We start from the raw sequence: 24,946 nt of genomic DNA on the forward strand, positions 1-24,946 counted from the left end.
ATAAACGCTTATAATTTCGAAACACTAATAACTAACAATAGGAACATTTTTTATGGATGTCATAGTTGTCGACGATGAGCCTTTAGCCCGCGATAGATTGGCGCGAATGGTGAGCAAGCTAGAAGATTGTGAAGTTGTAGCTCAAGCAGAAAATGTTGAGCAGGCACTTTTAGCAGTTGCAGAACATGATCCCGATGTTGTGTTATTAGATGTACGCATGCCGGAAGAAGATGGAATCAGTGCAGCGAAAAAAATAACCAATATGGAAGACCCCCCGGCGGTAATTTTTTGTACTGCCTACGATGAATATGCTCTCGATGCGTTTTCTACCGATGCGGTGGGTTATTTGCTAAAGCCGGTTAAACAAGAAGACCTTGAAGCGGCATTATTAAAAGCGCAAAAACTTAATAAAGTTCAATTAGCAGCGTTATCTGAACGCAAAGCGCCAGCTGATCAGCGAAAACATATTAGTGCTAAAACTCGTCGTGGTGTTGAACTCATTCCACTCGACGACGTGCGCTTTTTTATCGCCGACCACAAATATGTCACGGTTTATCATATTGAGGGCGAGACGCTAATTGATGACACCTTGAAAGAATTGGAAAATGAATTTACCAATTTGTTTGTACGTATTCATAGAAATGCATTGGTGGCGATAAAAGCTATCGAAGGAATGGAAAGGAATGCGCAGGGTCAGTACCGAGTTCGCCTTAAAGATATAGAAGAAAAACCCATTGTAAGCCGTCGACACGTTTCTCGTTTGCGTGAGCTACTGACTTCCATGTAGTTGTCAGTTGATGTCAATGTAGCTATCAGTAAATAAAGAAGCAAAGCGTCATTAAGTTTTAAACAATACAGTTTTCATCGGGAATATCCAATGCCAAAAGTTTTACGTATCGCAACGCGCAAAAGCGCCTTGGCACTTTGGCAAGCTAACGATGTAAAACAGCGTTTAGAGCAGGCGCATCCTAAGTTAGAAGTAGAGCTTGTGCCGATGACTAGCCGGGGTGATCAGGTGCTTGATATTCCATTAGCGAAAGTCGGTGGTAAAGGCCTTTTTGTTAAAGAGCTCGAACACGCTTTATTGGAAAACACCGCTGATATTGCGGTTCATTCCATGAAAGATGTGCCGATGGAATTCCCCCCCGGTCTAGAGCTTGCAGTTATTTGTGAGCGCGAAGATCCTCGCGACGCTTTTGTTTCCGAACATTTCAATAGCCTCCAAGAATTACCCGCCGGTAGTAAAGTGGGCACCTCCAGTCTGCGCCGTCAATGCCAACTACTTGCGCTGCGTCCCGATCTCAAAATTGAGTTTTTACGAGGTAATGTAAATACTCGCTTGAGCAAATTAGATAAGGGTGATTTTGATGCAATTATTTTGGCGGCGGCAGGATTAATACGTTTGGGTTTTGAGGATCGCATTCGCGAAAAAATTGTTGTTGAAACGAGTTTGCCTGCGGGTGGGCAGGGCGCTGTCGGTATTGAGTGTCGAAGCGGTGATAAAGAAACTCAACAACTGTTAAATATCTTGGCAGATAAAAAAACCACCGAAACTGTTACCGCGGAACGAGCATTAGTGCGTCGACTGCAAGGCGGTTGTCAGGTGCCCATCGCCGCTTACGCCATCCATGTACGAGAGGGTGAACAAGAACAGCAGTTGTGGTTACGTGCTTTGGTGGGTGATCCGAGTGGCACGCCAATAATTCAAAAAGAAATTAGAGGTGCGGTTCAGGACGCAGACCAGTTGGGTACGACATTAGCGGAGCAATTGATTGCAGCGGGCGCTGATAAAATTCTTACGGCTTTCGCCCATTAGTCGTGTCTGATTTATCTGGCCTGCATATACTCATCACACGGCCTCGCGAACAAGCGCTTCGCTGGCAAAACTTACTTCGGTCCTTAGGCGCAGAAACACTTTCTATCCCAGTTCTTGAAATAATACCCGTAAGCGAAATCGAGCAAGAGCAAGCAATTAAAAATAACATTCAAGAGCTTGATCAATTCCAACATCTTATTTTCGTTAGTCAAAATGCCGTGAATTATGGGATGACGTGGGTCGAGCATTATTGGCCCCAACTACCAGTTGGGCAAAATTATTACGCTATTGGTAGCAGCACAGCCTCCTCACTACAAAACCTTGGTTTGAAGGTTGAAGCGAATACGCAGGCCATGGATAGCGAGGCGCTATTGCAACTGCCCCAACTCCAGTCGGTAGATGGCTCCAAAGTTCTTATATTTCGAGGCGTTGGTGGGCGAACTAAAATCGCTGAAGTACTTGAGCAACGAGGCGCAGAGGTTCGATATTGCGAACTATATGAACGAGCACTACCCGATAACCTCGATGAGCAGTTAATGTCTTTTCAGCAGCGTCATTTAGAATCGCGGTGGGTAGTCAGTGTTCATAGCGGTGAAAGCTTGGAAAATTTGCTAGTTGCGGTGAAAAACATCCAGTTTTCAACACTTTTCCAATCGGCCATATTGGTGCCGAGTATTCGGGTTGCAGAAATTGCAAAAAACTCGGGATTTAGCAAGGTTATTGTCGCAAGGAATGCAAGTGATGACGCAATGACTGAGGCGCTAATGAAGTGGCGGCAGTCTTAAATTTGGCGCTCTATTGGCATGATCCCCGTGCTAATTACTAGAGCTTCGTCTTCATTGTAGAGATGTTGAGCTTAGCTCATTTAATGTAGAATGCCGGATCATGTGTAAGCAGAATTGGCGAGTGCTATTGTGAGTAAAAACAAGAATCCAGATCAAGCATCAAGTTCCGAAAAAGAATTATTGAAGTCCGCTTCAAATCCGGAACATGATCCTAGCTTTCCCGCTGGCAAAGAAGAACTCCCAAAGACCGCCGCATCTGAAGATGGCAATGAGCCGACGAGCGACGTGCAATCTTTAACTCCGACACCCACTTCTACAACTTCAACTGAAAATACCGTCCAGGCGAATAAAAAATCTAGTGGTTTAACGGCAATACTTGTGCTGTTTATAGTTGTGATACTTGCTGCTGCGGGAGGCGCGGGATATTTCGGTTGGCAGCAATTTCAATTAGAGCGACAAAGCGTTGCGGATTTAGATAATAAAATTAATCAACAAGCGCAGCTGTTATCTCAACAGTATTCGAATATGTCAAACGCACTGCTTGCCGTTGAAAATAAAATGCAGGAGCAGTCGCAAGACGCTTCTAGTTATGATCAGCGCGCACAGCAACTCGAAAGTTATTTGGAGCGACAATTAGAAGGTTATAGAGAACAACTATTAACCTTGTCAACGACGAGTACCGACGATTGGAAATTAGCGGAAGCCTATTATTTAACACGCTTAGCGGTACAGCGATTGCAAATGGAAAAATCGACTATCGGTGCATTAGCATTATTGCAGGCAGCTGATGATATTGTTAAGGCGCAAAAAGATCCTGAGTTGTATCGCGTGCGAGAAGCTTTGGCGAATGATATAACTGCATTGCAATTAGCAGGCACTATTGATCGAGAAGGGATTTACCTGCAGCTCGCGGCGATTATTAAACAATTAGACGGGCTGCCCAATTCTATTCCTGAAAATTTTCAAGATATTAAAGAATCAGAACACCCTCTTGTGGAGAGCAGTAGGGATGCCAAAGACGGGGCGATAAAAAATAGCTTCAAAAAATTACTAAGTCATTTTCAAAGTTACTTTCGTGTTCGACACATAGAAGACAACGTGGATATTTCAGTTGCCATTCAGCAGAGCGAAATAGCCAAAGTGCGATTAACAATGCTATTGGAATCAGCACAATTGGCTTTGTTGCGAGAGCAGCAGGAAATTTATAATTCCAGTTTAACGAAAGCAAAAGAACTAGTGCTGATATATTTTTCTGCGGGAAGCGCCAACAGTGACGAGGCGCAAGCTGAAAAATTATCGGCGTTAATTGAGAAACTTCAAGCCGAGCCGGTTGAGCAGTCTATTCCCGATATCCAGCAATCACAGATTGTGCTTGGTGATTACCTAGAGAAATTGCATAAGATAAAACCTACTGAAGTAAAACCCACTGACTCCAGTGTCGAAAGCTCATCTTTAGATCAGCCAGTTCAAACGGTGACACAGTAATGAAACGTTTGTATTTATTGCTTTGTCTTGGTCTGGTTGCAGGCGCATTTCTGTTTCAGAAAATATCTGAAGGCAGTGGATACATCTATATTTCTTTAGGTGGCACTAGCGTTGAGATGAGTTTCTGGACCGGTGTTTTTGTACTGATCGTCGTTTGTGCCACCTTGTATGGCATTGCCCGCATAATTTTTGGTTTGTCTGGTATTTTGGGTAGTGGCGCAAATCACTTTTTAGCGCGGCGCAGCAAACGAACTCAAAAGTTAACGGCAAAGGGATTAATTGCTTTTATCGAAGGGAATTGGAAACAAGCAAGGGCGAACCTCTTAAAGTCAGTAAAAAATACTGAGTACCCATTAATAAATTACCTCGCTGCTTCACGAAGTACTTATGAATTAGGTAATCATCAAGAGGCTTTTTCTCTTTTACATGAAGCTGAAAAAATATCACCACAGAGCGGTCTTGCGATTGCTCTAACTCAGGCGAGAATGTTTTTAGTAGGGAAAAAATACGAGCAATGTATTGCAAATTTAGAGCGTGCAAAACAGCTAGTGCCACATCATCCAGTTGTATTAGATCTATTGCAGCAGGCTTACACCTCTCTCTCAGACTGGCGAGCGCTGAAGGCGCTAATACCAGAACTTAGACGTAATAAAATACGTTCTGATGCGGAGATAGATGACTTGGAACACACAATGTATTTGTCATTGCTAGATCAAGTCGCTGAGAAAGCAAAAGCGTTGCCTGATGATAAATCTAGACAATTATTGGAAAAAGAGTGGGGCGAAATACCCAAAGCCATTCGAATTAATTCAGATATCACTACTTTATATGTTAGTCAGATGATAAAGATGGGCGATGAAGAAGGCGCGGCGACTTTTTTGCGGCGTGAACTCAAGAGACAATGGAACGACGAGTTAATTTTGTATTTTGGCAAAGTTAAGGCCAGAGATACTAAAAAGCAACAGTTAACTGCGGAAGGTTGGCTTAAGGAGCGTCCCGGGAATCCATTTTTATTGCTTACGCTCGGTCGCTTATGTTTGCGAAATGCTGAATGGAAAAGCGCGCGTGATTATTTCGAAAGTAGTTTGAAGTTAAGAAAAGAACCTGAAACGTATGCGGAATTGGCTCGATTATTAGCTCATCTGGGCGAACATCAGCTAAGCACTGACTATTATCAACAGGGATTACTGTTGACCACCCACAGTTTGCCAAAACTACCCATGCCTCCACTCAGCGAAAAAATGACGATGTCCGCGACCGGCTGATTGTGCAGAGGTATTTACGCGGCATTGTTTGGTTTCCGAGTTTTAATAAAAAATTAACATTTTAGTATTAGACTTCATAGGCCGCTGTGTCGGCTTAACTATATCGAGTTAATTTTATCCAATAGTAAATACCGATTCCTAAATGAACTTAAAATATGAATATTATTACGACGGAGTTAAAACGCTTAGCTAATGCGGGTCGATTTTCCTTCCAAGGTTTTAGGCATGCGTGGAAAGGTGAAGCGTCATTTCGTTTTGAAGTTTTACTCGCGGTGATTATGTTACCCACGGCAATGTTACTGAACGTGTCAGGATTAGAAAAGATTGCTTTGGTTGGCAGCGTATTGTTGGTATTGATCGTGGAGTTATTGAATAGCGCTGTAGAGGCAGCAATAGATCGTTTTGGTGGAGAAATACATCCGATTAGTGGCAAAGCAAAAGATATGGGATCTTCGGCAGTTTTTGTCGCGTTAGTATTTGTTGCTTTTACCTGGACGACTATCGTGTCGACTTTACTTTTTTCATAAAGCTAATAGACAAGGACTGACTTCAGTCGATTTTAAATTGTTTCACTAAGCCGTCTATTTCTTGCACCTGTGTACTCATGCTCTGATTCGATTGTTGATTCTTTTCATTGTCATCAAGCGTTCGTTTTGAATTCTGGGCAATTTTCTGGCTGCTCTCAGCTATTTCTTGTGTCGTTTTAGATTGCTGAGCTACTGCGGCTGCAATATCAATATTCATTTGTGAAATTTCTTCTACGTAGGCTTTTACTTGCGTCAATACCTGATTAGATTCCGTAGCCGTAGTCACACAAATTTCAGAATTTCTTAGGCCATCCTTCATCGCATCGACGACTTTCTTTGTGCCTGACTGCAAATTTTCGATTATCGTATGAATTTCTTCGGTTGATTTCTGTGTTCTTCTGGCAAGCGTTCTCACTTCATCGGCAACGACGGCAAAACCTCTTCCCTGTTCTCCTGCTCTCGCTGCTTCGATCGCCGCATTCAAGGCGAGTAAATTTGTTTGTTCGGCTACACCGACAATTACTTCTAGTACGGAAGACACTTTATCGCTAAAGGCTTCCATATTTTCAACTTCTCCTTGAGTATTCAATAGTGCGTCGGTGAGTGCATTAATCGCTTTAATGTTTCTCGTCATTACCTCAGCACTTTGATCCGATGCCTCTTGCGCGGAGCTTGCCGCTTTCGAAGAATTTTGCGCTCGTTCGGCCACACTTTTCAAAGAATAAGAGAGTTCATTGGTCGCACTAGCAAGCATCTCTGTTTCAGCGAGCTGTTCGTCCGCTAGGGAAACCGTGCGCTCCATAGATTTCGATAAGTCAGAAGAATGTGCGGAAACGGATTGTGTGGTGCGAGATACTTTTTGAACAATGTCAGCAATTTTTTCGACAAAGGTATTAAAGCTATCGGCGAAATGCGTAAGTTCGTTGTGACCCTTCGAGCTTAGTCGTTTGGTTAGATTTCCGCTGCCGCTTGAAATGTCTGTCATTAATGTAGTGATAGACTGTAAGGGCTTAGAGATTGACGACGAAATCCAAAATCCGAAGAAAAGTAATATGGAAATAGTGATGCCAGCGGCAGTCAAAAGATAAGTAAGCCAGGAAGCAAATGAGGCTTCCTCTGCATCTAGATCGACGCCGGTAAAAACAATCCAATTCCATGCTTCGAAATGTTTACCATACGCTCCAATACGGGTCGCAGAATCAGTTGGTTTTTCAGCATTTATTCTGCTTACAAAAGGAAAGTTCTGCTCCCCTAATTCATAATACCAATATTCAATTAATCCAGATTCTTGTTCTGGGTAGGCTTCCAAAAAGAGTGTTCCTGAATTTAAACCCGATTCGATGATGCCAAACTTATCCGTCATCGTTTTTGTTCGAGTTTTTTCAAAATTCTGAGATAACCGATGAGTAGTTTCAGTATCATCATTGTAAGTAATCAATCTAGGATGAAAAACTAACAATGTTGAGTCGGAGTTGTGGATAAAAAATTGATTATGCTCGTCTAGACTCATTTTTTTTAGAGCCGCTTTTGCCGCTTTCTTGGCGTCGACTTCGCTGAGCCTACCGTCGGCAAATTCTTGATAAAAATACTCAATATTTCGGACCGCGGAGCTGACTAATCTCTCGTATTGTTCTTCTTTTAAATCGGTAAATTGTTGTTGAGCTTTTAGGATAGTCACGGCCGAAATGAATACCAAGCCGAAAATTGAGCACGATAAGAGAAGCCATATTCGCTGGCGAATATACAGTTTTTGCATGAGGGGTGTAGCCATTAATTCGTCCTAGCGATTTGCCTTGTTCTAGGTAGAGCAATAACAATAAAAAAAAAGCGGGTCATTGTATAAAGCCTAGACCAAATAATTCAGAACTACCAAGGTGAGGAAGACGTAAAAGTTCTGGAAAGAACCAAATTAACTAGCGGAGTTTTTTTGACTAAGGGGTCAATATATTGGGTTTCTAAGCGCAGAGGAGATATTAGGGGGTTTTATAACACCGTTAACTATTTACGTATTGTTATTGATGTTTTGTACCTTAGCCTGGGCTTAATCAATCTTAAATTGCTTAACCAGATTATCGACGTCCTGTACTTGCGTACTCATGCTCTGGTTTGATTGTTGGTTTTTCTCGTTATCATCGAGCGTACGTTTAGAGTTGTCGGCAATTTTTTGACTACTTTCCGCAATTTCTTGTGTTGTCTTCGATTGCTGCTCTACCGCCGCAGCGATGTCGATATTCATTTGTGTGATCTCTTCTACATAGGCTTTTACTTGCGTTAACACCTGATTGGATTCAGTCGCTGTTGTTGCACAGATTTCAGAATTCTTTAAACCATCTTTCATTGCGTGAACCACGCGTTGTGTTCCGGATTGTAGGTTTTCAATAATGGTGTGAATTTCTGAAGTAGAATTTTGTGTTCTGCTAGCTAGGGTCCTTACTTCGTCAGCTACGACGGCGAAACCTCGTCCCTGCTCGCCAGCTCGTGCAGCCTCAATCGCAGCATTAAGTGCGAGTAAATTAGTTTGTTCGGCGATACCGACAATCACTTCCAGCACTGAAGAAACTTTATCGCTAAAGGCTTCCATATTTTCGACCTCGCTTTGGGTATTTAATAACGCTTCGGTAAGCGCATTGATTGCTTCAATATTTCTGGCCATAACTTCAGAAGATTGATCAGAGGCTTCCTGAGCAGAGCTTGCTGCTTTTGAGGAGTTTTGCGCGCGCTCCGCAACACTTTTTAGCGAATAAGATAGTTCGTTAGTGGCGCTCGCAAGCATTTCGGTTTCCGCTAATTGTTCGTCAGCGAGTGCAACGGTACGCTCCATTGATTGTGAGAGGTCTGATGAGTGACTTGCTACTGATTTTGTCGTGCGTGAGACTTTCTGAATGATATCGGTAATTTTTTCGACAAATGTATTAAAGCCGTCGGCAAATTGAGTTAGCTCGTTGCGACCCTTCGAGCTTAATCGTTTCGTCAAGTTACCGCTACCACTCGATATGTCGATCATCAATGCGGTAATAGCTCGCAGAGGTTTAGAAATGGAGAGTGAAATCCACAGACCTAAAACCAAAAGTATTAGAATCGCAATGGTTGCATTTAGGACAAGAAACTTTAACCAAGAAAGAAATGTGGCATTCACATCATCCATGTAAACCCCGGTCATAACTAACCAATTCCAAGGTTCGAACCGCTTTCCATAAGAAGCTTTGTGTTCCGCTTCAGAATGCGGTTTTTCATCTGTATAGGGAACCGTTAGCGACGTGGTTTCTCCTTGCGGTAAGTACAGCCAATATTCTATAAACCCCGAATTATTATTCGGGTAAGTATCAGACCAGAGTTTCCCGGCGCTGGTCAAATTAAAACTATTGCCGTATTTTTCAGTCGTTTGTTTAGATAAGTTTTCGTAGATCGCCCTACCGAGTTGTACACCTGCCTCGGTATTATCATTGAAAGTGTTTATAAACGGATGGGAGACCAGTAAGTTAAAACGCGTTTCGTGGATGAAAAAATATTCTCGTTCGTTAATGGCCATGTGTTGCAAGGCCGCCTTTGCGGCTTGGCGAGCCTCGATCTCGGTCATTGTTCCTGCTTGCGATTGTTGGTAATAGTAATCAACATTTTTAACCGCAGCACTGACGAGCTTCTCGTATTGCTCTAGCTTCATTTTGGTGAATTGCGTTCGAGCTTCCAGAAGATCAAGAGTGGCAATACCAGCCAACGCCGCGATTGAGCAGAATACTAAGAGCCAAATGCGTTTGCGAATCGCTAAATTATGAAGAATTGAAACTGCCATCTTTCGCGTCCATCGCTGGGAATTGTCAGGTATATCAATAATGCCCCTAAAAACTAGGCGTCATTAGAAAGGCTAGACGATCGGCAGAAAATTGCGAGACAGTAAGAAAGGCTTGGTGCTTTGGAATATGAACAACAGATTAGCGATGGTGCAAGAAAATTTCGAAAAGTACTAAGCAGGATTTTTATTATTTAGTATTGATTAAGTGAGGCGAGTTTTTAGGGCTCAATGCCCAATTCATTCCAAATACTATCGATTTTATCTTTTACCGATTGATCCATTTCGATAGGCCGACCCCATTCCCGAGAAGTTTCACCAGGCCATTTATTGGTTGCGTCGAATCCGACTTTAGAACCTAAACCAGCAACAGGCGAGGCAAAATCTAGATAGTCGATAGGTGTATTCTCGACGAAGACACTGTCGCGCGCGGGATCCATCCGAGTTGTCATTGCCCAAATCACGTCTTTCCAATCCCTCGCATTGACATCGTCATCGGTGACGATAACAAACTTGGTGTACATAAACTGCCGCAGAAAAGACCACACTCCCATCATTACGCGTTTAGCATGGCCGGGGTATTGTTTCTTCATCGTGACAACGGCAACGCGATAAGAGCAACCTTCCGGAGGCAAATAAAAATCGACAATTTCGGGAAATTGTTTCTGTAGGATGGGAACGAACACCTCGTTTAAGGCGACCCCTAAAACAGCGGGTTCGTCTGGTGGTCGGCCGGTGTAAGTACTGTGATAAATCGGATTCTTGCGGTGGGTGATGGTATTGATAGTAAACACAGGAAATTTTTCGACTTCATTGTAATAGCCGGTATGATCGCCAAAGGGACCTTCATCGGCGAGATCATTTGCAGCGATGCTGCCTTCCAAAATTATTTCCGCACTAGCGGGCACTTGAAGATCGTTACTCAGGCTTTGGATAACTTCTGTTTTGTCGCCACGTAACAAGCCAGCAAAACCATATTCAGATAAAGTATCGGGTACCGGTGTTACCGCACCGAGGATGGTTGCTGGATCAGCACCGAGCGCAACGGAAACAGGAAAGGGTTGATCGGGGTATTTGTTTTGCCAATCGCGAAAATCTAAAGCACCACCGCGATGACTCAGCCAGCGCATGATGACACGATTTTTTCCTATTACCTGCATTCGATATATGCCGAGATTTTGTCTTTCTTTCTCGGGGCCACGAGTAATAACTAATGGCCATGTAATTAATGGGCCGACGTCACCTGGCCAACAGGTTTGAATAGGTATTTTACTCAGATCGACATCATCGCCTTTTAAAACAATTTCCTGGCAGGCCGCCTTACTAACAACTTTTGGCCCCATGTTGAGCACTTGTTTAAAGATGGGTAATTTTTCCCAGGCGTCTTTAAGACCCTTTGGTGGTTCAGGCTCTTTTAAAAAGGCGAGTAGCTTGCCGACTTCGTGTAAGGCTTCTACAGATTCCTGCCCCATACCCATGGCAACACGTTTAGGCGTGCCGAATAGATTGCCTAGGACGGGTATGTCGAAACCAACGGGGTTTTCAAAAAGCAAGGCTGGGCCGCCAGCTTTTAAAGTGCGATCGCAAATTTCCGTCATTTCAAGAATTGGATCAACTGGGTGAGAAATACGTTTGAGTTCACCCATGGATTCTAATTTTTCAATAAAGTCGCGAAGGTCTTTATATTTCATAAGTTAAAAAATAACTCTCTAGATCGCACTTTTGAATCTTGGAATTTCGAAAACAAATACTTTATTGTTTTTTATTTTCGCTTCATCGACATAAAAAACTCATCGTTAGTTTTAAAGTCTTTCAGTTTTCCAGCAAGAAATTCTGTTGCTGCGACGTCTTCCATGTCATGTAGCAATTTACGTAGAATCCAGACGCGTTGTAATTCATCTTCCTTCATCAGTAATTCTTCGCGGCGGGTGCCAGAACGACGAATATTAATTGCGGGGTAGATACGCTTTTCCGCTATTTTTCGATCAAGATGTAGCTCTAAGTTGCCCGTACCTTTAAATTCCTCGTAAATAACCTCGTCCATTTTTGAACCGGTATCAATCAGCGCGGTAGCAATAATCGATAGGCTGCCACCTTCTTCGATATTTCGTGCAGCACCGAAGAAACGTTTTGGCCTCTCAAGTGCGTGGGCGTCAACACCACCGGTTAGGACCTTCCCAGATGAAGGTACGATAGTGTTGTATGCTCGCGCTAGTCGAGTAATTGAGTCGAGTAAAATGACGACGTCTTTTTTGTGTTCTACTAAGCGCTTCGCTTTTTCAATTACCATCTCAGCGACTTGCACGTGACGGGTAGGTGGCTCGTCAAAAGTAGAGGCGACAACTTCTCCGCGCACGGATCGTTGCATCTCTGTTACTTCTTCAGGACGTTCGTCGATTAACAAAACGATCAAGTGACATTCGGGGTTGTTACGAATTATTGATTGCGCAATATGCTGCATCATGATCGTTTTACCGGCCTTTGGCGGAGCAACGATCAGTCCGCGTTGCCCTTTTCCGATTGGTGATACTAGATCAATAATGCGACCCGTCAAATCCTCAGTAGAGCCATTACCGGCTTCTAAAGTTAAACGCTGATTTGGAAAAAGAGGGGTAAGGTTTTCAAAAAGAATTTTGTTTCTAGAGTTTTCAGGTTTATCGAAATTGATTTCCGAGACCTTTAATAAAGCAAAATAACGTTCGCCTTCTTTAGGAGGACGAATTTTCCCCGCAATGAAGTCACCGGTACGTAAATTAAATCGTCGAATCTGACTGGGTGATACGTAGATATCATCGGGCCCAGCCAAATATGAACTATCTGCAGATCGTAGAAATCCAAATCCATCTTGTAAAATTTCGAGTACGCCATCCCCGGAGATATCTTCGCCACTTTTTGCATGGCGCTTTAGGATGTTGAAAATAACATCCTGCTTTCGAGACCGGGCCATATTATCTAGCCCCATTTCTTTAGCGATGCCAATTAGTTCTTCAATAGGTTTGGTTTTTAGATCAGTTAAATTCATAGGGGTAACGTTAGCTGGTTAAATGGAAGTTTGAGTTAAAGGAATACGCGAAAGACTTTAGAAGTAAAGTCAAAACGAGAAGAAAGATAAGTATTGGTTTCCGAGCGTGTTGATTGTTCTAATTAATTGATTAATTTACTGTTCAAATATTAGTGCAATATTTTAAGCATAAAGGTGCTTGTTTAGGTGCGTCTCGATTTCTCGAACGCTAGCTGCACTGAATTACTTTATGTGTATTCAATATGTAGTCTTATTTGCAAAAAAATACAAATAAAACACCGTCATTTTATTAAGTTAGTTTTTACAGCTCAGGTTGCAAATGCAGTAAAGCGAAATTGCCTATATTGCATTTTCTGTTTCTTGTTCTATCTGCTTAGTTGATAGAGGTTTAAATTAGAAGCAGATTAATTACTAGTTAGCTCGCGATAAATTCAGGCCAGTTTGATTCGAGTATTCGCCGTTCCTAGGTATCTGCTTATCAACAGATGGCGCAACACATAACCTTATCATTGATTACTTTCCGCTTGGATAGAATACGATTATTGTTGGTAACAACGATAAGGGGAACCAGAGCTTGGAATGAATCTACGCCAAGGAATTAGCGAGATATTCGCGAGTATAGCGGCTATTTTTCGGCAGTGCAAAATAAAATGCCGCGGTTTTTAGACCAGCGGCACAAAAAATAGAGGTTTTCGTTCAAATTAGGTATTTGTTTGGATGAAATCCGTTAATTGGGTTTTCGATAGTGCGCCAACTTTCATTGCTTCCATGTTCCCGCCTTTAAACAACATTAGGGTAGGGATGCCGCGTACATTGTATTTCGCTGGTGTTTCGGTGTTGCCATCAACATCCATCTTGCAAATCTTTACTTTTCCAGCAAGCTCGGTTGAAAGCTCATCAAGTACCGGCGCGATCATTTTACAGGGCCCACACCATGCGGCCCAGAAATCCACTAAAACTGGTTCACTAGCGTTTAATACATCGTCTTCGAAACTAGAATCAGTAACATGAACAATGGCTTCACTCATAGGGGTGGTCTCCAAAAAAGATAAATTTAGTTTAATCGAGCAGCCTGTCTTATGTTGATCTTGTTGAAGGAAGTATCAGCAAGGTAAAACGACTTACGTTGGCCTCGGTTAGTTGCATAAGTATATGGGGATGAAGATAGGAATCTCAAGCCATAAATTCTTCTAGAGCATTATTCAAAAATCGACGCCCTAGTTCGGTGCTTGCAATTCTTTCTGAGCTTTCTGCCATCAGGTTTTGCGCGCGCAGTCGTGTGAGAGCGCCTTCAATTTCCTGCAAAGGTAATCCGGTATAGCGTTGAAAATAAACGCTGGGAACGCCATCCACTAGCCTTAGGCAGTTCATCATGAACTCTAGAGGCAGGGCTGAAGTCTCGACGGTTCGCCATAAACCTGCAGATTCGTCGGTTGTTTTGATTGTTTTACTGAGATGATCCATGTAGTCGTCGGGAAGACGAGTTTTTTGATTGCGGATAATGGTGTTGGTAGGCGCATGGGTAATCTTGCTATGGGCGCCAGCACCAATTCCAATGTAATCGCCAAAGCGCCAATAATTTAAATTGTGTTTTGACTGGTGATTCTCTGTGGCGAAAGCTGAAATTTCATATTGTTGATAGCCTTCTCGCGCTAACAACTTGAAGCCCTCACTCTCGATATCAGCGAGTAAATCGTTGTGGGGTAAGGTAGGCGGTTGTTTGTAAAAGGCGGTATTTTTTTCGATTGTGAGCTGATACCAGGATAAATGCTTGGCTCCCAGTTGCACTGCTTGGGCGAGATCGTCGATAGCCTGCTCTAGGGTCTGATTTGGCAGTCCATGCATCAAGTCCAAATTAAAATTGTCAAAGCCCTCACTTTTTGCCGCTTTGACGGCTGAAATGGCTTGCTGGCTATCATGTATACGACCGAGGGCGTTCAGCTGTGAATCGTTCAAGCTTTGAATACCAATAGATAAGCGATTCACACCTGCTTTTAAATATTCCCTAAACCGTTTTTGCTCGGTTGTTCCTGGGTTTGCTTCCAGGGTTATCTCAATATCAGGGGCGAAGTCGATATGGTCATTAATACGACTGAGAATACTCGCTATGCCAGAGCCAGAGAATAGACTGGGGGTGCCGCCACCAAAAAAAACACTGCTTACTTTTCTGTTTTGAATATGTGTAAGTTGTTGTTCGATATCCCTTACTAGGCAGTCAATGTAAAGCGCTTCTGGAATTTGATGCTGTGTGGTGTGCGAATTAAAGTCGCAGTAAGGGCATTTTCGCTCACACCACGGGATATGCACGTAGACGCTGAGGGGCGGTAACGCTAAAGGGCGAAGAGCAGACGTTATAGAGGTATTTTTTTTAGTCATCGTGATGATTTTCTTTTCGGTACTTAATAGGAATATTTGTTGGTGGTTTAACAAGGATAAAACGGTAAACTGCGGACCTTTAGTGTGTGGCAACAGCTTGTTCAAATGGTCTTTTCAGCGGAAGCAAACTTAGAATTTAGTGTCTTCAATAAACTTATGTTCGAAAAGTATAAATTAGTCTTACTTCTTTTCTTGCTGAGCAGTCTTAGTGCTCACGCTGATCTTGATGTAAAGATTAATGGCCTTAGTGATCCTTTGGAAGAAAATGTCCGTTTACATCTAGCACGATGGGATAACCTTTCGGGAAGCTCAATTCTAGAAATAAAAGAAATGTTACAGCCGGCAATTGATACTGGATTACATGCTTTAGGTTATTACCAGTTTGAAATTGAATACCAACTTAAAGAAGAAGAACTGACATTAAATTTTAAACTAGCGGATCCGGTGTTGTGGGGACGAGTTGACCTAAAGGTTTTCAGTAATAATAAGCCTGTCGGAGAGGGCTTTCAAACCTTAATCGATAGCCATCCATTTAAAAATGGAGAAAAGCTCGACCATTCACGCTACGAACGTTTTAAGCGTGAAGTATTAATCTTTGCAAATGATCAAGGTTATATGGATGCAAAACTATTGCGTAACCAATTGCGGGTTGATGTCGAAAAGAAAACCGCGGACGTTGTTATACATGTAGACATCGGCGAGCGCTATCGGCTTGCTGATGTTCAATATACCGGGACAGCGTTGTCCTCCGAATTGCTTGAGCGCATTTCTGAAGCGCCGGTTGGTGATTGGTTTAGCGCGAGTATTGTCGGCGATATTTACAATAAACTACTCAATTCTGAATACTTCCATAGCGTGGCGATCGATGTTGAAAAACGTCCCCCCGATCAAACTCAATTAACTGTAAATTTACAAGATTTGGCATCGCATCGGGTTTCAACCGGAATAGGTTATGGAACTGATACCTCAGTACGGGGGAAGGTTCGTTGGGCTATGCCAAGGATTAATAGTCGAGGAGACAGTATTAACTCTCAACTAAAGTTATCTCCAGTCGAGCAAGAAATTACTTCGCAGTACAAGATTCCTTGGGATCATCCGCAAAATAAATATATTGGTTTGGACACCGGCTGGCAGAGAAAGGTAACTGAGGATTTTGAAATTAAAAAATTTACCACCGGACTTTCTTATAATCGTGTGGTAAATGATTCTTGGCGCTACAGTTACCATATTGATTTGGAAAACGAGACATCGATACAGGGTGACGACGACGCCAAGAGCGGTACGTATCTGATTCCAGGTGTTCGTTGGTCTTATCGAAAATATACTGGAGCGGCAAGTGATCCAATTGATGGTTTTCGTGTTTGGGTAAACTTCTCTTTTAGCGCTGAAGCCTTAGGTTCAGATTCAAATTTTCAACGCCTAAACACGGGTCTAAGCACTATAAACACATTTTTTGACAGGCACAGTGTTCTAACACGCGTAGAACTAGGTGAAGTTAGATCCGATCGTTTTTTAGATGTGCCTCCGTCGCATCGTTTTATTACCGGCGGTGATCAGACGGTGAGAGGTTATGATTTCGAAACTATTTCCGCTCTCGATTCGAACAATAAACTAACGGGTGGAGAATCCCTAGTAGCCGCAGGAATCGAATACCGATATCAATTTGCAAAAAATTGGAAAGCTGCTTTTTTTGTTGACAGTGGTCGATCCGCTGTAAGTGATGAAACATCAAAAGAAGATAGTGAAGGCTTGCCGTTTTTGTATAAAGGTGATGAATTTAGTACGGGCGCTGGCGTTGGCATACGATGGCGCTCTCCCGTTGGATATATTTCTGTCGATGTTGCTACGCCAATAAATAATGAAAGGGAGAGTGGCGTTAATTTCCATATCTATATCGGTGCGCCGATATGAAGAAGTTTTTTTCTTCAAGATTACGTTGGCTGTTAGTTATCCCTGCCGTTTTACTGACATTGTATTTTGTTGTTTATTTTGTACTTTATTCTGCAGCCTTTTCGCGTTTTGCCGTTTCCAAAGCAGAGCAGAGTCTATCTGGTTTAGATATTCGTGAATTGAAAGGCAGTTTTGTTGAAGGTTTGTATTTTGACTTGAGCTACACTGCAGCGGAATTAAATGTAAATTTAAAAAATGCAGCAATTAAGGTTTCGCCAAGTTGTTTACTGCGAATTTCGCTTTGTATTAAATCGATTGATATTGAAGTTTTACAAGTCGATTTAGTCAGCAATGAAAATGAAAAAGACGATTCGGCACTAGTGCTGCCCGAGATATCTTTGCCGTTAAGGGCTGTCGTCGAGAGGCTTTCGATTACAAAACTGGAAATAATGCAAGATGGTAATGAACTTTATAGCGCAGAAAAAATAAATGCCGGTGCTGAGTTTGAGGGAAGTGATGTAGACCTGCGTTATTTTTCGAGTAAAGACCAATTTTGTAACTGGGATATCACTGCTGACGTCGAATTACTCCAAGATTACCCACTGAATGCTGCCATTGGTTGTGAGGGGGGAGATCGGTTCGGACAAGTATCAGTAATATTGTCTGGCGATTTAGCCCAGTTAGAAGGAAAGGTTAATGCTCTCATTTCCGGAGATTTAGTTGACGCTTATATTCAAGATTCCGCAAAAGTGTCGTTATCATTTAATTTAGAACCGTTGCATCCAGATTTGATGTTGAGCGCAAAACTAAACATCAATGAAACCATCACCTTTATAAATGCCGACAACTCAGTTTCCGTGTCAGAAATGTTGGTGAATATTGATGGTCCCGCCTTAGCACCAACTCTACATTTAAAATCTACTTTTGAAAATTCGCTCTGGCCTGGGCTTAACGAACTAAATGCAGATGTTCAGCTAACAAGTGATTCGGCTCAAATTGATGCATTGCAGCTTTTATTACCAAAGGGGCAAGTGAATGCCCTGGGTAAACTGAACTACAGCGATACTTTACACTGGCAGGGAGAAGTCGCTTGGCAAGAGGTGGATATAAATCAATGGCAGGCTGCAGCGACCGGTATTGTTTCAGGACGAATAACAAATGAAGTTCATCTTGAGAATGAAAAATTAACTATCGCTATTAATTTAGACGAGTTTAGCGGCGATCTTATGGGAGAGGCTCTGTCGGGGTCGGGGCAGTTGATTTGGCAAAATGAGGAATTAACGGCAGAGCAATTCTTAGTTCAGCAGGGTGAAAATAAATTAGTTGCTAATGGCATTTTTTCTCCTGACCGAGATTCAGATCTAAGTATCGATATTACTTTACCTGTATTAGATAAATTTATCCCTGATGCAGAAGGGGCGCTTAGTGGTTTTGTAAGGCTTTCAGGGAGATTAAATAATATCTTCGTCAACGGTGAATTGGAGGCTAACCAGTTTATCTATAGTGATTTAGAAATCGCACAAGCTCGCGCTAGTTTTAATTGGTTTGGCACCAGTCAGCGCGATGGGGATTTCGAAATAAGCGTGAATGGTTTGCAAAAAGCGCAGCAACTTTATGGAAACTCATTGCTGAAGTGGCGAGGTAATGTAGATCAGCACAGTATGTCGCTGAGCTTTGAAGGTGTAGAAGATTTCGATCAAGTAGCCGTTCTGCTTTCTTGTTCCGGTGGTTTTAATTCGAATCAAAGCACAGCGTTTGAACAATGGTCCGGTGAATGCGGAGAATTAAACCTCGATTATGCTCTCGCTAATGAAATACATGGATGGAAGTTGGATTCACCATTGGGAATAGATTTCCAAGTTCCAAGTAAGGCGGCCCAGGTTTCTAATTTTTGTTTTATTTATGAAGAAGCGCGACTTTGTAGCGTAACAGCCATTCAGTTTTCAGCTGGCGACTTACACGAATTATCTTTGCAAGGGTCCGGGTTGCAGATTCAATGGATTCAATCCTTTTTAGATGCTGATATGGAGTTGTCGGGTGATTGGGGCTTCTCCTTATCTGGAAAAAAATTGTTAACAACACCTACTGCTCAAGCAAAAATTTTAAGCGATCAAATTGGCTTCGTCTGGAAAAGAGAGGCGCAAATACCGGTAAATTTAGATATTACCGAAGTCGATGTTGATTGGTCTTGGCAAAACAGCCAACACTTACTTGCGTGGAATTTTGAAAGTAAAAAAAGCGGCACAAGCAATGGTCAGGTAACGTTAGCCGGAGAAAATTTATCTGGCAATGCAAAAATAAATGCTCTGCAACTGATGAATTATTCGGGATTTATTTTTCCCAACCCTAGAGATAAATTAGATGGCAGGGTAGATGCGAATATAAACTTATCGGGTAATCTAGAATTTCCTTTGATTAACGGCGACATTACTTTGCAAAAAGGTGAGTTTGTGTCGAGCGCGCTCCCCGTACCCTTGTCAGCGATTGAAATGCAGTTGACTGTTAAAAATTCGAATGCAAATGTTAAAGGTTCATTTCAAGCGCTAGAAGGCAGTGGACAAATAGAAGGAGAGTTCGAATGGCGGCAAGATGCTTCTTGGCGCGGTGAACTTGATTTGAAAGCAGAGGATTTCACTTTAAAGCCTGATGTAAATTCGATTGTACGGGTATCGCCGGACTTAGTATTCAAAATGTCACCAGAGGCGCTTGTTTTGAGTGGTGAAGTCGTCGTACCGATGGCTCGTATTTTAATTAAAGCGCTACCAGAACAGGCCCTGTCTACTTCTGCAGATACGGTGATAGTCGGTCAAGAAAAAACACCGAATGAGCGTACCATTTCGACAGAATTAGCGGTGAAGTTAGGTGATGATGTGAAATTCACCGGTTTTGGATTGGAAACCAATTTGAAAGGTGAGCTTAGGATTAAACAAGAAAACGGTGGATTGTTGCGAGGCGACGGGGTCGTACAACTAGTTGAAGGTCGTTACAAAGCCTATGGACAGAATTTAAAAATCAATAGTGGCGATTTGATTTTTGTGAGCGATATAGAAAACCCACAAATTCGTTTAGAAGCTGTTCGAGATAACATTACTAACGATATAGAAGTTGGCCTAAGAGCGTCAGGCGCCGCGAGCAAACCAAATATCACTTTGTTCTCTAGGCCAAATATGTCTGACCAAGAAAAATTCAGTTATCTCTTAACGGGAAACCCGCCGGGATATGAAGATGGTTCAGAATTTGACCCAACACAAGCCGCTGCCGAAGCGGCCTTGAGTTATGCCCTAGAGTCCAATACGGGTTTGAGCATGACACGTCGGGCGGCGGAAAGGCTCGGTATTAAGGATTTAAAAATAGCAACAAGTTCGGGAGATGACGGCACGCAAATTGGTTTGAGCGGATACCTCACACCTGACTTGATGGTGAGATACGGCGTCGGCGTTTTTGATGCTGTCAATACTTTAACGCTAGATTATCGCTTGAGAAAAAATTTAACCTTAGAGGCAGTTAGCGGCGAAAGCAGCGCGCTGGATTTATTGTGGTCGTTTGAACGCGACTAACGCGATGAATGTTATTGGAGTTTTAATTTATTTTTTTAAAGGATCATCTGTTAATCAAGCAACTAAAAATATACAGTCACACTTTTCTTACTTAGACTCCCTTCAGTTTTCATTTTCAAAGACAGACTTAAAATAAATTTCTAGTCGTTAGGAGACCTTAATGTCCGACATCATCCTTCATCATTACCCCGCTTCACCTTTTGCTGAGAAAGCGCGTATTTTGCTAGGTGCGACAAAACTTTCTTGGAAATCAGTGACCATTCCAAATGTAATGCCGAAACCAGATGTAGTGGCCTTAACGGGAGGGTATCGTAAAACACCTATTCTTCAAATTGGTGCAGATATATATTGTGATACCGCATTGATCGCTAAAAAACTTGATCAGTTGTCGGATGAAGCGACTTTGTATCCTCGTGAAAATGCATTTACTTTGGAGTCTGTAGCGACTTGGGCAGATAGTATTTTGTTTCCTATCTCGGTTGCGCTTGTTTTTCAGCCTCAGGCCTTAGCGCAAAAATTTGCTGGTGTTCCAGAAAAAATGATACAAGCCTTTGTCGCTGATAGAGCAGCGCTTAGAAAAAATGGCGTGCAACGTAAAATAAGCGCGGATGAAGCAAGAGCTGTTTATGCGACTTACCTAAGAAAGTTTGAAAACCAGTTGGCTGATGGAAGAAAATATCTCTTTGGGAATAATTTAACTATTGCGGATTTTTCTGTTTATCATCCAATGTGGTTCGTTAACGGTGTCCAAGTTTTACAAGAAATATTTAAACCCTTTCCAAATGTACTCCAGTGGCTTCAAAGGATGAAGGAAATAGGCCATGGTGTAAGTAGCGAAATTTCCAGTGCCGATGCTATTAGTATCGCCAATGCAGCAAAAACTATTGTTAGCCCTGGTGGTTCCGATTTAGAAGGCATCGCCGTCGGGGATGAAGTAGAGGTAACGCCCGCTGACTATGGGATGGATATTGTTGCTGGTAAATTGCTGTTGAGTAACGAAGAAGAGATGGTCGTACAGCGAGTTGATGAGCGTGCTGGAGCAGTGGCAGTCCATTTTCCGCGCTTTTGCTATTTTGCTAAAAAAGCGCAATAAAAATAGTATCGGTCTCGCAGATTGTATTTGGCGAGCCAAAAATATTTAGGCCTCGCTTAAAATTGCAAATTAGAAAACTCTGCTAAAAGTTTTTGCATCGCCATGCCACGGTGGCTAATTTTGTTTTTTTGTTCGGCACTTAATTCGGCAGAACTGCAGCCACTGTGGGGTAGGTAAAAAAGCGGATCATAACCAAAGCCGTTTTTACCTGCGGCTTCAAATAAAATTTGTCCATGCCAAGATGCCTGACAAACTATTGGTGATGGATCATCTGCATGTTGCATAAATGCGAGTGCGCAATGGAAGTGAGCAGCGCGCTGGGTTTCAGGAATATGCTTTAAATTCTCCAGTAAAAGCGCATTGTTTGCTTCGTCATCTCCTTCTTCTCCCGCGTAACGTGCGGAATAAATCCCTGGAGCACCACGTAGCGCATCTACTGCTAAACCGGAATCATCGGCAATTGATGGCAAGTTGGTTTGCTTGCAAGCATGGCGTGCTTTAAGAATTGCATTTTCAACAAAGGACAAGCCGGTTTCTTCAGCGGAAGCTAAACCGAAATCTGATTGTGGGATTACGGTGTAAGGTAGATTTGCTAATAGTTGCTGAAATTCCGCTAACTTACCTGAATTGTTACTGGCGATGACAATACTTGGATAATTAGTCATTGGTATATAGGGTCTTGGTGAATTTTACGGTGTGCGTTTTTGTTGAGTTTTCAATTAAAGGTTCGACTTCGATTGTAAAATGAATTATCTCTTCGTTATTAAATCGCAGCGATGCTAAATAATAGACAATATCGTTCTCGCGGATTTCCTTAAATTCTAATGCTCTACGCTGCTGCATCAGATTCGCTGCAAAGCCCTTCAGCTTGGCAGGTTTGCCGCCGCTTTGTGGGCTTTTATTGTCGATAACTGCGATATTGATTAAGACGGTATTCGAAGCGCGTTTTAAATCATGAAGTTTAGCAATGTCCGCTTGTATTTGGGTGCTATTAAATACACTGAAGTGCACCGTGACATCTTCAAATTTTTCATAGGGCGGTTTTTTTTGCGCTAGCATTTGCGGTGTTAATGTTTCTTGCTGAAAAGAACTCTGCGCGAGACAAAATATAGGCGAGCTTAATAAGAACGTAGCGAAGACATAAGAAAATAACTGACTGGGTTTTATCATGATTTATTGTTTTGCGTTGTTAGGTGCTTAATCTAAAGAGGATAGCAAGATTGTGAGCTTAAATACCGCTCGCTGTGGCGGCTTTTCTAGCAGCGTCAAGACTAATGACGTTATGAGATTTTGTTAGGCTCGCAGGAGTACAAGCATTAATATGTTTGACGATTTCAGTCAGTTTTCTGAGTGCTTGTTCTTGAGAAACGATATTGGTGCGTAATTCTTGCAATTGCGAATCCGCACCGCGATTTTCATTGTTTAAATTCGCTAGCCGCATCATATGGCGTTCGAGCAATTGTTTTTGGTATAGGTTGTGATGTGTCAGCGGAGTTAGTGCTTGAGATACCCAATGTGTGACATCTTCTTCAAGTGCTGTATATAAGGCGCGGACTTCGCGAACGAGAGATTGTACGAAGCGATCAATGACTTTACTTTTACTAGCGAAAAGAGTGTCTAAAGATAAACGAAATTGATTCGCTTGGTACTTTAATTGGCCCAAATGTTTTTGATAAGGCGCAATAGCAAATAAGTGACGTTCTAAGGAGTCTTTACCGCCTTCGCTATGTTCGGGTCGTTGGTATATCGCCGTCAATACACGATTAGCTTGTTGCGCCTCGCGGCCCATGTTTTCAATATTTTTTTCTAAAATATCAAAAAATTCACTAATGCACTTTGATAATCCGACAGTGGTCCAACTCTGATTAAGTTTGTCCGTGGTTGTGCTAATTAGCTGTTCTAATAAAAGAGAGCTAACAGGGGCAATAAGCGAAGATTTTTGACGGTCTAATAGACGTTGGCTAGAGCGTAAGGCTAGCGATTGTTTGTGATAGCCAGTGTGAGCATCTTTAATATTGCGACGCAATTTCTCCAAAGTTTGTAACTGCGCGTCATTGCTTGCACTAGCGCTGAGCATCGCCAATTCATTTTTACACTCTTGATTACGACGTTGTAAAACACGATAGGTGTTATTTGCGATTGAAATAACATCACCAATCGAGCGGTGATTAACAATTATTCTTTGGTTTTCGACAATTCTTTCGGCGAGTAACATTTCCATTTTTAATAAACTACTGCGCAGCAGGCGCGGTTTATCGTTGGAAGCTTTTGCTAATAAACCTTCTTTGGCAGAGATTGGCACCACATGCTCGATGGGCAGTTTTAATTGTCTAGCAGTTGTTTCTCGCACGGAACGAATCGCGCGGGCCACTTCTTCTTGCGAATATAAATCATTCCAGAGCGTATCAATTTTATTTAATAACACTAATACGGAGATACCCTGATTCTCGCGGAGCACTTCAATATGCTCGTTCCAAATCGCCATGTCACTGGCACTCACACCAGCATCAGCTGAGAGAAGGAAAATAACCGCATGGGCTTTGGGTAAAGTATTGAGGGTTAACTCGGGTTCATTACCTAAGGCGTTGAGCCCAGGGGTATCAATGATTCTTAAACCTTGGCGGAGTAGTGCGTGATCTAAATTAATCAGTGCGTGTCGCCAAGCGGGGATCTCAACCATGTTGCGATCTTTGGGGTGCCGCGTCAGCATGCGATTGTCAAAGCCCATTTGACGCGCTTCGCGTTCCGTTACGGCTTTGGTTGCTGAAATTTGCGCTACTGCTTGCCCGACTTGTTTTGGGTTCCGAGGATCAAAATAGATACACACCCATTTTTTTGGTATGCGTCTAAAACTCTCAATACTTGTGGTAGTGCGGCGAGTTTCAATTGGTAACAGGCGTACACAGCACCGCTCGGTATCAGGGTCGTAGAAGATTTCAGTTGGACACATAGTGGTGCGTCCAGGGTGGGATGGCAGTAGACGTTGGCCGTATTCCGAATACAGCAAGGCGTTAATGAGCTCGGTTTTACCCCGGGAAAACTCACCAACACAAGCCAGAGTGAAATGATTATTTGCTAATAGTGCAGAAGCGTGGGCGAGGGAATTTTGTGCCTCAGTGCTTTTGATGCGGTAGGTGCGGAACCAGGCTTGGAAGGACGACAATTGCCCTTCTAGCTCGCTTTTCCAGCGATCGTAACTCGCCATTTGACGGTAAAGCGATCTTACATCCATCGTTGTGCCCAAGTGAGTGAAAATAGTGTCTAAAGGCTTGTATTAAAACCGAATTCTCGTCTTGAGGGAAGGCGCTGAACGGCGCAAAGAATGCTTTGTCTCGGTAAATTT

General features: G+C 42.6%; 18 protein-coding genes. 9 read left to right on the forward strand and 9 right to left on the reverse strand.

Annotated elements, in window-relative coordinates:
- The first annotated feature begins 52 nt into the window (after positions 1–52).
- The 6 genes from ACYUCY_RS00215 (at position 53) to ACYUCY_RS00240 (ending at position 5,878) form a co-directional block, all read left to right on the forward strand.
- On the forward strand, positions 53–787 hold the full coding sequence (locus tag ACYUCY_RS00215; RefSeq protein WP_460224417.1) for a LytR/AlgR family response regulator transcription factor: 735 nt from the start codon (positions 53–55) through the stop codon (positions 785–787).
- A gap of 90 nt (positions 788–877) precedes the next feature.
- Positions 878–1,816: a hydroxymethylbilane synthase gene (gene hemC, locus ACYUCY_RS00220; RefSeq protein ID WP_460224418.1), complete on the forward strand. Its 939-nt coding sequence runs from the start codon at positions 878–880 to the stop codon at positions 1,814–1,816.
- Positions 1,817–1,818: 2 nt separating this feature from the next.
- Entirely contained in the window at positions 1,819–2,601 is a 783-nt protein-coding gene (locus ACYUCY_RS00225) for a uroporphyrinogen-III synthase (protein ID WP_460224419.1), read from the forward strand.
- Between the two features lie 129 nt (positions 2,602–2,730).
- The gene (locus ACYUCY_RS00230; protein WP_460224420.1) at positions 2,731–4,086 is read left to right on the forward strand and encodes a uroporphyrinogen-III C-methyltransferase; all 1,356 of its coding nucleotides are present in this window, start codon (positions 2,731–2,733) and stop codon (positions 4,084–4,086) included.
- Positions 4,086–5,351, forward strand: coding sequence for a heme biosynthesis HemY N-terminal domain-containing protein (locus ACYUCY_RS00235; protein WP_460224421.1), 1,266 nt, complete (start codon positions 4,086–4,088; stop codon positions 5,349–5,351). The genes ACYUCY_RS00230 and ACYUCY_RS00235 overlap by 1 nt, the downstream gene beginning before the upstream one ends.
- A 155-nt stretch (positions 5,352–5,506) precedes the next feature.
- A complete protein-coding gene (locus ACYUCY_RS00240; protein WP_460224422.1) occupies positions 5,507–5,878 on the forward strand; it encodes a diacylglycerol kinase in 372 nt (123 codons plus the stop codon).
- A gap of 22 nt (positions 5,879–5,900) precedes the next feature.
- Here ACYUCY_RS00240 and ACYUCY_RS00245 read toward each other — a convergent pair whose 3' ends face one another.
- From ACYUCY_RS00245 to hemW, 6 genes are all read right to left on the reverse strand, one after another.
- On the reverse strand, positions 5,901–7,556 hold the full coding sequence (locus ACYUCY_RS00245) for a methyl-accepting chemotaxis protein (protein ID WP_460224423.1): 1,656 nt from the start codon (positions 7,554–7,556) through the stop codon (positions 5,901–5,903).
- A gap of 363 nt (positions 7,557–7,919) precedes the next feature.
- Complete coding sequence (locus tag ACYUCY_RS00250) at positions 7,920–9,668, reverse strand: methyl-accepting chemotaxis protein (RefSeq protein ID WP_460224424.1); 1,749 nt, start codon at positions 9,666–9,668, stop codon at positions 7,920–7,922.
- 218 nt (positions 9,669–9,886) lie between these two features.
- Positions 9,887–11,356: a 4-hydroxy-3-polyprenylbenzoate decarboxylase gene (gene ubiD / locus ACYUCY_RS00255; protein ID WP_460224425.1), complete on the reverse strand. Its 1,470-nt coding sequence runs from the start codon at positions 11,354–11,356 to the stop codon at positions 9,887–9,889.
- 71 nt (positions 11,357–11,427) lie between these two features.
- Positions 11,428–12,687, reverse strand: a complete 1,260-nt coding sequence (gene rho, locus ACYUCY_RS00260; RefSeq protein ID WP_460224426.1) for a transcription termination factor Rho — start codon at positions 12,685–12,687, stop codon at positions 11,428–11,430.
- A 701-nt stretch (positions 12,688–13,388) separates the two neighbouring features.
- Positions 13,389–13,715, reverse strand: coding sequence for a thioredoxin TrxA (gene trxA, locus ACYUCY_RS00265; RefSeq protein WP_460224427.1), 327 nt, complete (start codon positions 13,713–13,715; stop codon positions 13,389–13,391).
- A gap of 145 nt (positions 13,716–13,860) precedes the next feature.
- Positions 13,861–15,063, reverse strand: a complete 1,203-nt coding sequence (gene hemW, locus ACYUCY_RS00270) for a radical SAM family heme chaperone HemW (protein WP_460224428.1) — start codon at positions 15,061–15,063, stop codon at positions 13,861–13,863.
- Between the two features lie 84 nt (positions 15,064–15,147).
- Here hemW and ACYUCY_RS00275 point away from each other — a divergent pair, with 84 nt between their 5' ends.
- From ACYUCY_RS00275 to ACYUCY_RS00285, 3 genes are all read left to right on the forward strand, one after another.
- A complete protein-coding gene (locus ACYUCY_RS00275; RefSeq protein ID WP_460224429.1) occupies positions 15,148–16,974 on the forward strand; it encodes an autotransporter assembly complex protein TamA in 1,827 nt (608 codons plus the stop codon).
- Positions 16,971–20,510 (forward strand): translocation/assembly module TamB domain-containing protein, encoded by a 3,540-nt coding sequence (locus tag ACYUCY_RS00280; RefSeq protein WP_460224430.1) that lies wholly within the window; start codon positions 16,971–16,973, stop codon positions 20,508–20,510. The genes ACYUCY_RS00275 and ACYUCY_RS00280 overlap by 4 nt, the downstream gene beginning before the upstream one ends.
- A gap of 160 nt (positions 20,511–20,670) precedes the next feature.
- Positions 20,671–21,603: a glutathione S-transferase family protein gene (locus ACYUCY_RS00285; protein WP_460224431.1), complete on the forward strand. Its 933-nt coding sequence runs from the start codon at positions 20,671–20,673 to the stop codon at positions 21,601–21,603.
- 56 nt (positions 21,604–21,659) lie between these two features.
- On the opposite strand, the gene rdgB is transcribed toward ACYUCY_RS00285, so the two are convergent.
- From rdgB to ACYUCY_RS00300, 3 genes are read right to left on the reverse strand one after another with little or no spacing between them, the layout of a single operon-like run.
- Complete coding sequence (rdgB, locus tag ACYUCY_RS00290) at positions 21,660–22,268, reverse strand: RdgB/HAM1 family non-canonical purine NTP pyrophosphatase (protein ID WP_460224432.1); 609 nt, start codon at positions 22,266–22,268, stop codon at positions 21,660–21,662.
- Positions 22,261–22,773: a DUF4426 domain-containing protein gene (locus ACYUCY_RS00295; protein ID WP_460224433.1), complete on the reverse strand. Its 513-nt coding sequence runs from the start codon at positions 22,771–22,773 to the stop codon at positions 22,261–22,263. The genes rdgB and ACYUCY_RS00295 overlap by 8 nt, the downstream gene beginning before the upstream one ends.
- 58 nt (positions 22,774–22,831) lie before the next feature.
- The gene (locus ACYUCY_RS00300) at positions 22,832–24,835 is read right to left on the reverse strand and encodes a dynamin family protein (protein WP_460224434.1); all 2,004 of its coding nucleotides are present in this window, start codon (positions 24,833–24,835) and stop codon (positions 22,832–22,834) included.
- Positions 24,836–24,946: the final 111 nt, after the last annotated feature.

The sequence above is a fragment of the Aurantivibrio infirmus genome (assembly GCF_054767315.1).